This window comes from uncultured Amphritea sp. (assembly GCF_937127095.1).
Classification (GTDB): Bacteria; Pseudomonadota; Gammaproteobacteria; order Pseudomonadales; family Balneatricaceae; genus Amphritea.
Map to the genome: position 1 here is coordinate 51,974 of NZ_CAKZLP010000085.1, position 13,968 is coordinate 65,941.

14 protein-coding genes are annotated in these 13,968 nt (G+C 51.8%); 5 read left to right on the forward strand and 9 right to left on the reverse strand.

What is annotated here, in order from left to right:
• Window positions 1-7 precede the first annotated feature (7 nt).
• The 7 genes from glpE to Q0499_RS22535 are packed head-to-tail and all read right to left on the reverse strand — an operon-like array spanning window position 8 to window position 7,309.
• A complete protein-coding gene (gene glpE / locus Q0499_RS22505; protein WP_299204880.1) occupies window positions 8-334 on the reverse strand; it encodes a thiosulfate sulfurtransferase GlpE in 327 nt (108 codons plus the stop codon).
• A complete protein-coding gene (locus tag Q0499_RS22510; RefSeq protein WP_299204883.1) occupies window positions 334-1,155 on the reverse strand; it encodes a symmetrical bis(5'-nucleosyl)-tetraphosphatase in 822 nt (273 codons plus the stop codon). Before Q0499_RS22510 ends, glpE begins: the two co-directional genes overlap by 1 nt.
• 8 nt (window positions 1,156-1,163) lie before the next feature.
• The gene (gene apaG / locus Q0499_RS22515) at window positions 1,164-1,550 is read right to left on the reverse strand and encodes a Co2+/Mg2+ efflux protein ApaG (RefSeq protein WP_299204886.1); all 387 of its coding nucleotides are present in this window, start codon (window positions 1,548-1,550) and stop codon (window positions 1,164-1,166) included.
• Window positions 1,551-1,569: 19 nt separating this feature from the next.
• Window positions 1,570-2,370 (reverse strand): 16S rRNA (adenine(1518)-N(6)/adenine(1519)-N(6))-dimethyltransferase RsmA, encoded by an 801-nt coding sequence (gene rsmA, locus Q0499_RS22520; protein ID WP_299204889.1) that lies wholly within the window; start codon window positions 2,368-2,370, stop codon window positions 1,570-1,572.
• Window positions 2,360-3,370, reverse strand: coding sequence for a 4-hydroxythreonine-4-phosphate dehydrogenase PdxA (gene pdxA / locus Q0499_RS22525; protein ID WP_299204892.1), 1,011 nt, complete (start codon window positions 3,368-3,370; stop codon window positions 2,360-2,362). Before pdxA ends, rsmA begins: the two co-directional genes overlap by 11 nt.
• A 5-nt stretch (window positions 3,371-3,375) precedes the next feature.
• Complete coding sequence (locus Q0499_RS22530; protein WP_299204894.1) at window positions 3,376-4,632, reverse strand: peptidylprolyl isomerase; 1,257 nt, start codon at window positions 4,630-4,632, stop codon at window positions 3,376-3,378.
• A gap of 25 nt (window positions 4,633-4,657) precedes the next feature.
• Window positions 4,658-7,309, reverse strand: a complete 2,652-nt coding sequence (locus Q0499_RS22535; protein WP_299204896.1) for an LPS-assembly protein LptD — start codon at window positions 7,307-7,309, stop codon at window positions 4,658-4,660.
• 133 nt (window positions 7,310-7,442) lie between these two features.
• Here Q0499_RS22535 and Q0499_RS22540 point away from each other — a divergent pair, with 133 nt between their 5' ends.
• The 3 genes from Q0499_RS22540 to djlA are packed head-to-tail and all read left to right on the forward strand — an operon-like array spanning window position 7,443 to window position 10,022.
• Entirely contained in the window at window positions 7,443-8,495 is a 1,053-nt protein-coding gene (locus Q0499_RS22540; protein WP_299204899.1) for a phosphotransferase, read from the forward strand.
• The gene (murU, locus tag Q0499_RS22545; RefSeq protein ID WP_299204902.1) at window positions 8,495-9,190 is read left to right on the forward strand and encodes an N-acetylmuramate alpha-1-phosphate uridylyltransferase MurU; all 696 of its coding nucleotides are present in this window, start codon (window positions 8,495-8,497) and stop codon (window positions 9,188-9,190) included. Before Q0499_RS22540 ends, murU begins: the two co-directional genes overlap by 1 nt.
• Complete coding sequence (djlA, locus tag Q0499_RS22550; RefSeq protein ID WP_299204905.1) at window positions 9,177-10,022, forward strand: co-chaperone DjlA; 846 nt, start codon at window positions 9,177-9,179, stop codon at window positions 10,020-10,022. Before murU ends, djlA begins: the two co-directional genes overlap by 14 nt.
• An 18-nt stretch (window positions 10,023-10,040) precedes the next feature.
• Here the strand turns inward: djlA and Q0499_RS22555 are convergent, their stop codons facing one another.
• The gene (locus Q0499_RS22555; RefSeq protein ID WP_299204908.1) at window positions 10,041-11,126 is read right to left on the reverse strand and encodes a DUF3530 family protein; all 1,086 of its coding nucleotides are present in this window, start codon (window positions 11,124-11,126) and stop codon (window positions 10,041-10,043) included.
• 115 nt (window positions 11,127-11,241) lie between these two features.
• Between Q0499_RS22555 and rpe the strand changes: the two genes are divergently transcribed.
• Window positions 11,242-11,913 (forward strand): ribulose-phosphate 3-epimerase, encoded by a 672-nt coding sequence (gene rpe, locus Q0499_RS22560; protein WP_299204913.1) that lies wholly within the window; start codon window positions 11,242-11,244, stop codon window positions 11,911-11,913.
• Between the two features lie 67 nt (window positions 11,914-11,980).
• On the forward strand, window positions 11,981-12,670 hold the full coding sequence (locus tag Q0499_RS22565; protein WP_299204916.1) for a phosphoglycolate phosphatase: 690 nt from the start codon (window positions 11,981-11,983) through the stop codon (window positions 12,668-12,670).
• A 41-nt stretch (window positions 12,671-12,711) separates the two neighbouring features.
• On the opposite strand, the gene nhaR is transcribed toward Q0499_RS22565, so the two are convergent.
• A complete protein-coding gene (nhaR, locus tag Q0499_RS22570; RefSeq protein ID WP_299204919.1) occupies window positions 12,712-13,617 on the reverse strand; it encodes a transcriptional activator NhaR in 906 nt (301 codons plus the stop codon).
• Window positions 13,618-13,968 lie beyond the last annotated feature (351 nt).

A 13,968-nucleotide genomic window follows, 5' to 3' on the forward strand; every position in this document is an offset into this window, starting at 1 on the left:
TCTTGGGTTATTCAGCGCTATTGGAACACTGCTCAGGACGGCTGGTTTGCCAGAGTTCAAAGCCGCCATCTAAACTGTACACCTGGTCAAACCCCTGCTGGATCAGAAAGCCGGCAGCCGACTGACTACTGAAACCGTGATAGCAGCAGACGATCACCGGTGTATCCATATCGGCAGACTGGATAAAATCGTGCAGGGTGTCATTGCTCAGGTGAACGGCATCCTTGATATGGTTTTGTTGATAGCTTTGTGGGTCGCGGATATCAGCGACTACCGCACCCTCTGCGATCAGCTTTTCAGCCCTGACGATGTCGATACATTCAAAGTTGTCCATCAGTTGCCGTACCTCATTTTGCTATTTACAGTGAACAGTTGTTGATCTTCCAGTCGCAGTGCCGTCAGTTTATTCCCCCAGACGCAGCCGGTGTCGATAGCAAAGACGTTGTGTCGGTCAGCTCTGCCTTCCAGCGCGGCCCAGTGGCCGAAGATGACCCGGCTCTCCTGTAACGTTTTACCCTCATGGCTGAACCAGGGCAGGAAGCCGGTTGGCTGACTGGCGAGTGTACCTTTGGCGGAAAACTCCATTCGGCCTTTGCTGTCGCAAAAGCGCATGCGGGTAAAATAGTTGGTAATAGTCCTGAGCCGGTCGAAACCTTCCAGTTTTCCAGACCAGCAGGCTGGCTGGTTGCCATACATCCGCTTGAAAAACTCAGAGCCCAGGGTGCTTTGCAGCACGGTTTCAACCTCTTTTGCCCGTTTATGGGCTTTTTCCAGCGACCACTGGGGTGGGATGCCTGCATGCACCATGGTAAAGCCCAGCTGTTTATCGGTAATTAACAACGGTTGACCGCGCAGCCACTTCATCAGCTGTTTGGCTTCGGGGGCTTTCAGCAGATCATGAAAAGTGTCAGAGCGTTTGGGTCTGATGGCACCGCTATACACTGCCAGCATATGCAGGTCATGGTTGCCCAGGGTGACTGTAACCCGGTCACGAATGCTGTAAAGGAAACGGATGGTTTCAAGGGATTTAGGCCCCCGGTTGACCAGATCTCCGGCTAGCCAGAGCTGGTCAGTTTCGCTGAACGCTATTGTTTCCAACAGTGACTGCAGTTCATCATAACAGCCCTGAATATCGCCGATCGCATAGGTGGCCATGAAACTCCTCAGTGCAGCGCGTTCGGCAAAGCCAGGGTGAATGGCTCGATATCCGCATTGAATGTCTGGCCGTCATTAGTTTTCATCTGATAATGCCCCTGCATGCTACCGACCCGTGTAGCTAACACTGTACCACTGGTGTAGCTATAACTCTGTTGGGGCTCGATAACCGGTTGCTCACCGATCACGCCTTCACCTTCAACTTCCTGAACCAGTTCATCCCCGTCGACAATCAGCCAGCGGCGGCGCATTAGCTGAACCGGATGAGGGTCATGATTGGTGATAGTAATGTGATAGGAGAAAACATAGCGCTTTTTTTCCGGATCGGATTGCTCCGGAAGATAGGCGGTTTCCACATTGATCGCGATGTTATGAGGTATCTCTGAGAGGATCATATAGTTTCGTTATAAGTTGTTATTTACTACTCAGATAATCACTTATCCGGATAAAGTCAGTCAGAGCAAGGCGTTCCGGGCGCAGACCCGGATCAATGCCCAGCGATTCAATCTCGTCGGCATCCAGCAGTGGCTTGAGGTTGTTACGCAGGGTTTTCCTGCGCTGGCCAAATGCGGTGCGCACAACGGTTTCCAGTTTGCTGATATCCTGTGCTTTTTGGGGCAGCTCTTTATAAGGTATCAGGCGGACGATGGCCGAATCAACTTTCGGGGCTGGGTCGAACGCATGGGGCGGTACCAGAAACAACGGCTCTATTTGGCAGTAATATTGCGCCATGATGCCGAGGCGGCCATAGGCGCTTTCACCAGGCTGCGCTGCCAGCCGATCGACTACCTCTTTCTGCAACATAAAATGCATATCTTCAATCTGATCTGCAAAGGTGAGCAGATGAAAGATCAGTGGTGTAGAGATGTTATAGGGCAGGTTGCCGACCACACGTAACTGTTCATCCTGCTGCTGCAGGGTGCTGAAATCAAACTTCAGGGCATCGCCTTCATGGATGGTGAACTTATCGGCATAGCTGAAAAATTTGGTGCGTAGAATTGGTATCAGGTCGCGGTCGAGTTCAACCACATCCAGTCGCTGGCACAGGTCCAGTAACTCTTCAGTGATGGCGCCGAGGCCGGGGCCAATCTCGATCAGGTGCTCTGTGTCACCCGGGGCGATGGCCCGGATGATGCGGCGGATAACGCCCTGATCCTGAAGAAAGTTCTGGCCAAAACGTTTGCGTGCTTTATGGCCTGCGGGTTTATTGCTCATTCATAGTTCCGGTGGTGTTTCGGTTAGCTGACATCTCAGCAGCATAATTAATAGCGGTTAACAGGCTGCCATAATCGGCTTTGCCGGTTCCGGCCAGGTCTAGCGCAGTGCCGTGATCAACTGAAGTGCGGATAATCGGCATCCCCAGGGTAATATTAACCGCCCGGCCGAAGCCTTTGTATTTTAGCACCGGTAGTCCCTGATCATGGTACATCGCCAGCACTGCATCCGCTGTGTTGAGTAGTTTGTCGGTAAACAGCGTATCGGCAGGCAGCGGGTCGCTCAGATTATAGCCCTGAGCTCTGAGGCGGTCGATGACCGGTTGAATGACCTCAATCTCTTCCCGCCCCATATGGCCACCTTCCCCGGCATGGGGGTTCAGCCCGGCAATCAGAATTCTGGGATGCTTTAGGCCAAAGCTGTGTATCAGGTCTTGCTGCAACACCGACAGGACCTCCTCTAGCAGCGGTTGGGTGATCGCTGCAGGTACGGCTGCCAGAGGCAGGTGGGTGGTCGCCAGAGCCACCCGTAACCCTTCGGTTGCCAGCATCATGACCACTTTGCTGCTGTGGGTCAGTTGTTCGAGAAACTCAGTGTGGCCGCTGAACGGTATGCCGGCGTCGTTGATAACCCCTTTATGTACCGGAGCTGTGACCAGGGCAGCGAACTCGCCACTTTGACAGCCCAGGGTGGCACGGGTCAGGGTGTCGAGAATATAGCGGGCGTTGGCTGGATTTAGTTGCCCGGGCACGGTGGTCTTTACCAGACAAACCGGTTCGATCCACAGGGTGCCCGGAGCCGTCGGATAGACCGGCTCGTCGGCATTGTAGGGAATCAGAGTGATCGGCAGGTTAAGCTGGCGCGCCCTGGCTTGCATCATCAGGGGGTCTGCAATGACGACCAGTTGGTGGTCGTGTCCTTGTTGGGCGATCTGAATACAAAGGTCCGGCCCGATCCCGGCCGGTTCGCCCGGGGTCAGGGCCAGTCTGTAGGAGTGCATCTGAATTACTTAATCTCGATATAGGCCTGAGAACGGATCTCGCGCAACCAGTTTTGCAACTCTTCGTTAAACTTGCGCTGGCGAATGGTGGCTCTGGCCTGATTGGTCTTCATCTCTTCGCCCATATCCTGCTGACGGCGATCTTCAACTTTAAGAATGTGCCAGCCAAAGCGGGATTCAAAGGGTGCGCTGATACTACCCGGTTCGGTATTGAACATCACATCTTCGAATTCAGGCACCATCTGGCCGGCTTGTGCCCAGCCCAGGTCACCTCCCAGTGAGCCGCTGCCCGGGTCATCACTGTACTGTTTAGCCAGTTCTGCAAAAGGTACGCTCTGTTGCAGTTTCTGGTAGATAGATTCGATCTCCCGACGGGTCTGCGCTGGCGAGCGAATCTCGTTCGGTGAGAGCAGGATATGCCTTACCTTTACCTGGTTTACCAGCTGAACTGAACCACCTTGTTTATCATTCACTTTCAGCAGATGAAAACCGCTAGGGCTGCGAAGTGGGGCGCTGAATTCGCCTGGGTTAAGTTTTTTCACAACAGCAGCAAACTCTTCCGGTATCTCATTCAACTTACGCCAGCCGATTTCACCGCCTTTGAGGGCGTTAGGGCCTTTTGACTGAGCAATCGCGGTTTCAGCGAAATTAGCGCCGTTTTTTAGCTCTGTTGCGATCTTTTCTGCCTGTTGTTGCGCGGTTTGAATCATCTGTGCTGTGGCCTGCAACGGCACAGCAATCAGTATCTGTGACAGGTTATAACTTTCGGCACTGAGTTGCTCTCCCTGTTGTGAGCTGAGATAGTTATCAATCTCTTGCTGGGAAACGTTGATGCGACTGTTAACGATACGCTGCTGAATTCGCTGTATCAGCATCTCGTTACGGATTTGCTGACGTGCCTGAGCATAATCCTGACCCTCAGCGATCAGTGCTTCGCGGAACTGTTCCAACGTCAGATTAGAGCTGGCGGCGATCCGTTCCATCGAGGCATTGAGTTCGCTGTCACTGATGCGGATACCTCGCTCTTCACCAATCTGTAGCTGGATATTATCCAGAATCAGTCGATCAAGCACCTGACTCTGCAGGGTTTGTTCATCAGGTAACGAGCGCCCCTGAGCACTTAGACGTGACTTAATTATCGCTTCGCGGTCATTCAGTTCGCTTTGCAGAACGATATCATCGTTGACAATCGCGATGATCCGGTCAAGGGATGTATTCGCGGCGCTGGCCGAGACACTTAGGCCCAAAAGAAGGGCAGCCATACCTGGCTTTAGTTTTTTTATGAGATTAGTAGTCATCATTCTCTTCACGTTCTTTAAAGCCAATAATATCTTGCAGAGCAGCGCTACCACCGCCTACAGTGCCGAGACCTTTCAGGATAAATTGCAGAAATAGCGCACTATCTTCCCTTCCACCGCTATCATCCTCTATCCACTGGCGGGCAGCAACCCGAACTTTCCAGCAGCAGCTGGCATATTCCAGACCCAGCAGTGCTTCCGGTGTCTGAGAGTTCTCCATATCTTCCTGCCAGCGTCCCATCAGCGTCCACTCCGGTGCCAGAGGCCAGATAAAGGATATCTCTGCCTGGCTTCTGGTGTTTTCCCGGTAGCGGTAACTAAAGCCGATCACTTTGTTGAGAGCCGGGGTGTAACGCGCTTTGAAATTGCTCTCTAACGGGTTCAGGGTGCTTTTATCCAGCTCGGTATCGACTGATAATCGAAGTTTCGCGTTGGGGTTCCAGTAGGCTTCAGCGGCGAAGTTGGACTGGTCTTCTGTATCGACACGGGTAATGCCGTTAAGTTGCACAGAGCGGTCAGCGAAATAGTAGGCCTGTGCTACGCCAAAACGGGCCATTTCGCTGCCATCGTTACGGAAGATGCCGGAGCTCAGACCCAGAGACAGCTGCTGGCTATCGCCGATTTTATCCAGTCCGGTAAAACGATTTTCCCGGAAAAGTCCCTGGTAACTGAAATCGGTTTCAGCGGTATCAAAGTCGGGAATACCCTGTTGATCCTCATGCTGGCTATATAGAGTGAACAGGCGGGGCTCAAGCGTTTGTGTATAGTCTTGCAACTGGCGTTCAAAGATTAAGCCTGAGTCAATACTGTAAACACCGGTTGCCCGGTTAATGCTGTCGTCCTGTCCGGCGACCTGATCCTGCAGATCATAGTGGCTTAACCAATAGCTCATTTTGGGTGTAAGATAACCCCAGGACCAGAGCATCGGAACACTGATAGAGGGCTGCAGATGCAGGCGGCTACCGGTCACCCGGTCAATGCCGCTCAGGTCGTCGATCTTACGGTCAAACTGGGTAGCATCGCTGAGGTAGCTGAAAACCACTTCCTGTCCCAGATCATAACCATAATTGCCGCTTACCTGTAACTGGGGCATCCGCTGATAGGGTGATTTGCTGTCATTTATCGTCTGGTAGTTATGGGCCCGCAGCGTGGCTGACCAGTGGTTGCGACTATAGGTTGCTTCTGCCAACTGGTCGAGGTGGCTGGAACGGTCGACTTCCAGGCTTGAGCCGAGATCATCGAAATACTTTTTATCACTGACCGCCGTGTAATCAATCAGGCTACTCCAGGCGCCTTTGCTGCCGGAGTGATCTGCTCCCACCAGCCAGCGGTCACGGTCAGCCTGAGTATCCTCAACGAGGAGCCCGGTGCTTAACGCTTGCTGACCATAGCTGTTCAGGTGACGAAACTCATTCTCCAGTAATAACCCCCGCTCAGTGAATATTTTCGGAGTCAGCGTATCATCGTAGTTGGGTGCAAGGTTGAAATAGTAGGGTGCTGCTAATTCGACCCCATCCCCATTGGAGTACCCCAGAGAGGGGAATAAAAAGCCAGAGTGACGCAGGTCGTCAATCGGGAACTCCAGATAGGGAAAATAGAATACCGGCGTATCGCCGACTCTCAGGGTGGCGTTACGTGCTGTGCCAAAGCCTCTGTTCGGGTCCAGAACCAGTGAGCTTGAAGCAATTTTCCAGCTTTCGTCGTTCGGTGGGCAGGTTGTGTAACTACTATGCTCCATCCGTATCCGGTTATCCTTCAAGCGGATAATCCGTTTGGCTTCACCGCGCAGGGATTGCTCATGGACCACGTAATCGGCATCGCTGATGACGGTTTCGCCGGTGATCGCATGGGTCTGCGCCTGAGATCCCCGAAGCAGTAATCCGGGTTCCCGGTACTGAATATTGCCGCTCATGGTGATCTGGTTGGACACCTGATCGACCTCAGCAGAATCACTGCGGAGGAAATGACCACTCTGTCGTAGCTCGACATTTCCCTCTAATCGGGTCAGACCACCCAATTGAGTTTCAGAACTATCTGCATCAACCGTGAGGCTGTCATCACCTTCCGGGGGCAACTGAGTGTCAGGCTCTATATAAACGCCATAGCATGCCTTTTGCGCCCCTGTTATCGGGTACCAATCCTGAGCTGCATAACGGATATCGTTTAGGTCTGCCTTTTTAGCGGGGTCTTCGATGACCGGTTGAACAGTGGTAAAACTGCTAGCATTCACCGCCGTAGGGGAATTCACCTGTGGTCTTTGTGTCAATGCAGATGCTGCTATGGGCTGATTATCCAGACATGACCAGCCACCGGATCCGTTTGCTTCACACACCCAGGCACCGCTGATCTGCTGCTTTGGTCTGGCCTCTTCAGTGTTTGCCGAAGGTGCTGATTGCACCTTAGGAGATGTATCAGATACCGGTAGAGGGCCTGCTGGCGTAACCGGGTCCGCCTGGATATCCTGGTCGAGCGGATTGGTCAGAGCCTGTTGATCGCATTGCCAGCTCTGACCATTTTCCATGGTGCAGGTCCAGAGCGCATCGTGGATATCGGAATCCATTTCGGCGGCAAACAGGGCTGCGGGCATTGCAGCGACAACCGCCAATGTAAGTGTGTAAGAAGAACGTCTTAAGAACGGCATTCAGATTGTCCATTAGGAAGCGCAGAAAAAGCGTCTATTTCCCTTATCGCTAAACCTTGATTCGAGTAACATACCCTATAGAGCATGGCATGATAAAACATTCAGCTATAACAACGCTAGGGGATTGATAGATATGGGACAAAGGCTGGCCGGACTAAAACAGTGGGTAGAGCTGATATTTGCCGAGCTGAACATAGATCTGGCTTCGGACTGGCAATGCATTCCGGTCTCAGGAGATGCGAGTTTCCGGCGTTATTTTCGTCTCAAAAGTCACGGGATGAGCTGGATTCTGATGGATGCTCCTCCCGAAAAAGAGAATAGTCATCCGTTTGTTTGTATCGCCAAAGCGTGGGAACCGCTGGAAATACATGCGCCGATCGTTCACGCTGTGGATTTTCAGCAGGGCTATATGCTGTTGTCTGATCTTGGGGATGATCTTTATCTGGGACAGTTAACTGATGACACGGCTGATGAACTTTATGGTCGGGCGTTTGCCGCGCTGACCCGGTTGCAGCAATGTCAGGATATCAGTGGTCATCCGTTGCCGGAATATGACCGGGCATTGTTACAGCGAGAGATGGATCTGTTCCGTGACTGGCTGGTGGCTGATCTGTTGAAAATAGAGCTGAAGCCCGGGGTCAGACATCTGTTTAATGAGGTGTCGGAATATCTGATTGATGCAGCACTGGAACAGCCCAAAGTCTGTGTTCACCGTGATTATCATTCACGTAACTTGCTGGTGGATGGCGATAATACCCCCGGTGTTATTGACTTTCAGGATGCGGTTATCGGTCCGATAACCTACGACCTGGTGTCACTGCTGCGGGATTGCTATATCGAATGGCCGGATATGCGAGTTTATCAGTGGGTCGATCAGTTTGGTGAACAGCTGGTTGCGGATGGTTTACTGGATCAGTATGACCGTGCAACCTTCTACCGCTGGTTTGATCTGATGGGTGCTCAGCGCCACCTCAAAGCAGCGGGTATTTTTGCCCGTCTGAGTCTGAGGGATGAAAAGTCGGGTTATCTTGCCGATATCCCGCGTACGCTCAACTACATTATCCGGGTGGCCGGTCGCTATGATAGTCTGCTGACTTTTTCCGCCTGGCTGCAGGACGTGGTTGTGCCCGCAATGTATGCCAGTGAGCACTTTGATAACACCCACCTGGATAAGTGGTTTAGCTGATGCGGGCGATGATACTGGCGGCAGGGCTTGGCACCCGGATGCGTCCGTTGACGCTGACAATGCCCAAACCACTCTTGCCGGTGGCGGGTAAGCCATTGATTGAATACCATATTGAACGACTGGTGGCCGCGGGTGTCACTGAGATAGTGATTAACCATGCCTGGCTGGGCGAACAGTTGGAACGCTGTATTGGTGATGGTCAGCGTTTTGGTGCTGTGGTGCACTGGTCTGCTGAAACAGAGCCGCTGGAAACCGGCGGCGGAATTTTCAAAGCGTTGCCACTGCTAAGTAAAGACGGTGAGCCATTTCTGCTGGTCAATGGGGATCTGTTTACTAACTATCCGCTGGTGCAGTTGGTCAACCGGACGCTTGAGCCGCAGAGTCTGGCTCACCTGGTGATGGTGACTAATCCAGAGCATAATCCAGACGGTGATTTTCAACTACAGCTAGGGCGGGTGAAGGAGCAGGGTGATGCAAAATTGACCTTTAGTGGTCTTAGCCTGATTTCGCCTCAACTATTTGATGGATGTTCGGCGGGGAAGTTCCCTTTGGCACCGCTGCTGCGTAAAGCGATGCAGACCGGGCAGATCAGTGGAGAGCATTTTTTAGGGTATTGGCGGGATATAGGGACGCCTGAACGGCTTCAGGACGTCAGTGAAGATATAGCAAAAGGTTGGGTCGATGGCATTGAGTAGTGAGAACGCAGGTTTCAGTCTGGGGCAGCTGATCAGGAGAAACCGAACGGCGTTAATCGTGGGTGGTCTGATCGGCCTGATGAGCGGTGGTCTTTTTGGCCTATTGTTCGGTGCAGGCATCGGTGTGGCGGTGTCAGCTGCTTTGAAGAATGCGCTGGGTAACGCGTTGAATCCTCAGGATGCTTTTTTTCGGGCAACCTTTACCGTGATGGGCAAGCTGGCAAAAGCCGATGGACGTGTCAGCGAAGAGGAAATTCGGTACGCCCGGGAAGTGATGGACCGAATGGGCCTGAGCGATGAGCGTCGCCGTGAAGCGATGGAACTGTTTTCTCAGGGTAAAGAGAGTGATTATGATATCGCCGAGGTGATGCGTCCGCTGAGCGCTTTGATCCGTTTCCGTATCCCTCTGAAACTGATGTTTGTTGAAATTCAGTTGCAGGCTGCGATGGCGGATGGTCAAGTCAGTGAAGCAGAAACCATTATTATTCGTGAAGTGTGTGGTTTGCTGCAGATGTCTCAGGCGGAGATGGCAGCGCTGATGGCGCGGATGCAGTCACAGTTCTCATATCAACAACACAGTTATCAGTCCCATCAGGGCGGTTATGTCTCTGAGCAGCAGCTATTGAAAGAGTCCTATGGGGTGCTGGGCGTGGCTGAGTCTGTGTCCGATGCCGAGCTTAAAAAGGCGTATCGTCGTTTAATGAGTCAGCACCATCCGGATAAGTTGGTCGCCAAAGGGCTGCCAGAGGATATGATGCAGCTGGCGAAAGAAAAAACTCAGGAGATTCAGGCCGCTTACGACCGCATCAGGACAGCGCGAAAAAATAGCTGATATGTCCTCGGCTTAAATTTACTGACCGGGAGTCAGCTCTATTGCCTGCGCGGCAGGGGCTTCCGGTTGCTCGGCTGTGAGGATGTAGGTTTTCAAAATGCCTCTCAGTTGGCGGGTCAGCCACAGAGGTTCCCTGCGAGGATCGTTGCTCTGCTGATTCAGGCGAAACTGCCGGTATTCCTTATTACCGCTTCTGCTTGCGGCACGTTTACGTAACGTTGCACGCTCCTGTTTGTAACTATTATTGCTAAACCAGAGATCTATGACCGGAGCCTTAATCTCTGTGATCATCTGCAGAAGATTAGGGGCGTTTTCATTCATCACCGGTGTAGGGTCCAGAAGCACCAGAAAACGATTGGCTTGTGTTTCATCCTGCATAAAGTAGTGCATCGCCCAGGTAGCGCTTTCGCCCACCCCCAGTATGATTTTAAGATCTCCTTTAGCATCCGCTAATTGTTTAGCTGCGTCTTGTCCCAGCTCAGAAATACTTTTTTGGTATTCTTTCATTTTTTCTGCAGCAGAAGCGCTATCAGGGTTACTGACCTCTGTTTTAACGTTTTTTTGATCAGTTGACTGGGCTGTTTCAGTCGTTTGTGAATTTGCGGCATCAGTGGGCGTCTGAATCTGCTTTCTGTCTTGTAGAGTGGGCAGCGTTCGTTTCGGGATCGGCGGCGGCGGCAGGTCAGGCAGGGTAATGCTCAGGGTATTCCAGCCAAACTTGGTGAGTTGAGTTCGCAACGGGTGCACAATAGCGGGCCAGTCAGCGCTGGTGGACTGGTCAGAGAAGATCATCACCGTACCTGCAGGTGTTGCTGTAGCAGCTTGCTGCAGCAGCGCCAGCTGTTTTTGGCCATTGAGATCCAGCCAGATCACCTCAGTTTCTATGTTGTGAGCTAGTGCCAGAGCCAGGTCTTCCTGCTGTTGCTGGGAGAAATCAGGCACCATCCGATCAGCAGAGTTAGCTTCAGAATTATTACTGGCAGACGAGTCTGAACTTTCGGCACCATTTTTCTCTGCCGTAGGCAGGTCTGCAGCAAAGCTTATAGCAGAGCCCATAGCAGAGCTTATAAATAGTGTAAAAATCAGCGGTTTGATGAGTTTCATGCTGCGATTATTCAAGAGCGAGACAATATTAGCAAGAACGAAAGTCGGTTGAGTTTCAAAGCCTGCAAAGTACAATAGCCAGAATCCTCTTCCTATTACTTTTCGAGTTATGTTAATGGCTGACTATAAGATTGCTCCATCAATTCTGTCTGCAGACTTCGCCCGCCTGGGTGAAGAGGTTGAAAATGTCCTTGCAGCAGGCGCGGATTACGTTCATTTCGATGTCATGGATAATCACTACGTGCCCAACCTGACGATTGGCCCTATGGTGTGTAAGGCGCTGCGTAACCACGGTATCGAAGCTCCGATCGATGTGCATCTGATGGTCAAGCCGGTTGATCGCCTGATTGGTGATTTTATCGACGCCGGTGCCAGCATCATTACCTTTCATCCGGAAGGCTCTGAGCATATCGACCGTTCACTGCAGATGATCCGTGATGGGGGTTGTCAATCGGGGTTGGTATTTAATCCGGCAACGCCGCTGAGCTATCTTGATTATGTGCTGGATAAGGTGGATATGATCCTCCTGATGTCGGTTAACCCGGGTTTTGGTGGTCAGAAATTTATTCCGGCAACCCTGGATAAGCTAAAACAGGCCCGCGCCATTATCGACAACAGTGGCTATGATATCCGTCTTGAGGTCGACGGGGGCGTGGGTGTTGCAAATATTGCTGAGATCGCCGCAGCCGGTGCGGATACCTTTGTGGCCGGTTCTGCCATCTTTAATACCGATGACTATAAGGTCACTATCGATACCATGCGGGCAGCGCTGGCAAAGGTTGGCTGAACCGCGCTCAAAAGTGTTGAGAAGTGTTAAAAGGCGTTGAAACCCACAACAGAGTCTGGAAATTCGGATGCAGATAACCGCATTGTATGACGACGCATTGCCCCGACTGGTGCTGTTCGATCTGGATGGTACTTTACTGGACAGTGCCCCTGACCTGACACTTGCCATTGACCGTATGCTGGCTTCGCTGGACCGGCCGATAGCCGGGCCGGAACGGGTGCGAAACTGGGTGGGTAACGGTGCACAGATGTTGGTCAGGAGAGCACTGACGCAGAGTGACACTCCCTGTGGTGATGAACCTGAATTAGCGCTGTTTAATCAGGCCTTTGAGCTGTTTCTGAAACATTACGGACAGTGCTGCGCCGAGCAGAGCACGCTCTATCCGGGCGTGCAGGAACTTATAAGCTTCTTGTATGATAGCCAGGTGAGTATGGGGCTGGTGACCAATAAGCCGATGAGCTTTACTGAAACCCTGTTGGACGAATTTAGTTTGCGGCGCTATTTCTCTGTGGTGCTGGGGGGCGATAGTCTGTCCGAGAAAAAGCCGCATCCAATGCCCCTGCAGTATGCGATGGATAAGCTGAAGGTCACACCACTACAAACTCTGATGGTAGGCGATTCGCGTAGTGATATTAAAGCGGCGCAGGCGGCGGGTTGCAAAGTGGCCGCCGTCAGCTACGGATACAATCACGGTGAACTGGTTTCATCCTACAATCCTGATATTATCATTGATAACCTGATTGAGCTGATCAACTGATGAATTCTCCCGGTTAAGTTTTTTGTTGTCTGATGACATGGTCAGATCGAATCTATCTCATCAAATAGTGCCATTCTGGCCGCATTACACACCGCTAATACCCCGGCGTGACTTACCCGACGTTCCAGTGATATGGCATAAAAACGTTCCCGGATATCGTCCATCCGCCCGATCACCTCGACACCGTATTGCCGGGTCATCTGTTTCTCAATAACGGTCGGCGCGCAGAAAATGCCGGCGCCGGACAGGCCAAAGGCTTCAATCAGTGCGGTATCGGCACACTCTACTTTAATATCCGGCCTGATTTTATAGCGCTCAAACCAGCGCTTCAGGCCCATCCCCCGTTCAGTTTCTGCAGAGGGCATTAGCATGGGAGCCCCCTCTAGTGACGCGGGAAAATCAGCCCGATAGCTCGCGGCAACCTCTTTCGTGGCAAAAAAACTAAGTCCGCATTCCCCTAAGAGGTGGTTATAACCGCGGATATGAAAGCTGGCATCCAGTGGGCGGTCTGCCAATACCAGGTCCAGCTTCTGAGTTGCCAGATCTGCCAGCAGACTCGGCAGTGGTCCCTCTTCGCAGATTAGTCGACTGGCATCGTTTAGTTTGAGTGCGGGTTCCAGCAGATGATAGGTGATCAGCTTCGGTAGCACATCAGCAATGCCGATATTGAAGCGTTGCTGTTTGTGGCTCACGGGATTATGGATGCTCTGTTTCAATTCATCGCCTAAGAGAAAAATATCCTCTGCATAGTTGAGCGCGTGCTGGCCTGCTTTGGTGAGCTTGAGACTACGGCCGCGTTTTCTGAATAGGGGAGTGCCCAGTTCATGCTCAAGCAGTTTCAGCTGGCCACTGATGGTTTGTGGGGTCAGGTGTAGTTTCTCGCTGGCTCGGTTGATGCTGCCTTCCTGAGCAACCACCAGAAAGTAACGCAGGTGTTTGAAATTCATAGAGATACCTGATGGAGAATAATATAGTTCGAAAAAATCTTACTATTATCATAGTAAATTCGTATTTTATTTGTAGTTTTGCTGACTATACTGTGACTTATCGGGTTTGTCATGACCCCCCAGGTTCTCCCCTACAGGGTTATGGCAACCGAGTTGTTGATAGGTTGTTATGTAAGTAAGTTGTAAGACTCTCCTCCAGTCTTAAGTAAATGGACTCTCATCCAAACATTCACCCGGCGCCCAAGGCCGGGTTTTTTTTCGTTGTTCGCGCGAAACCACTGCTCAGCCATAACGTCATCATTGCTGGTCTCATGGCTAACCTTATTAACCTGTTTTTAGGTCGGTTGGGCC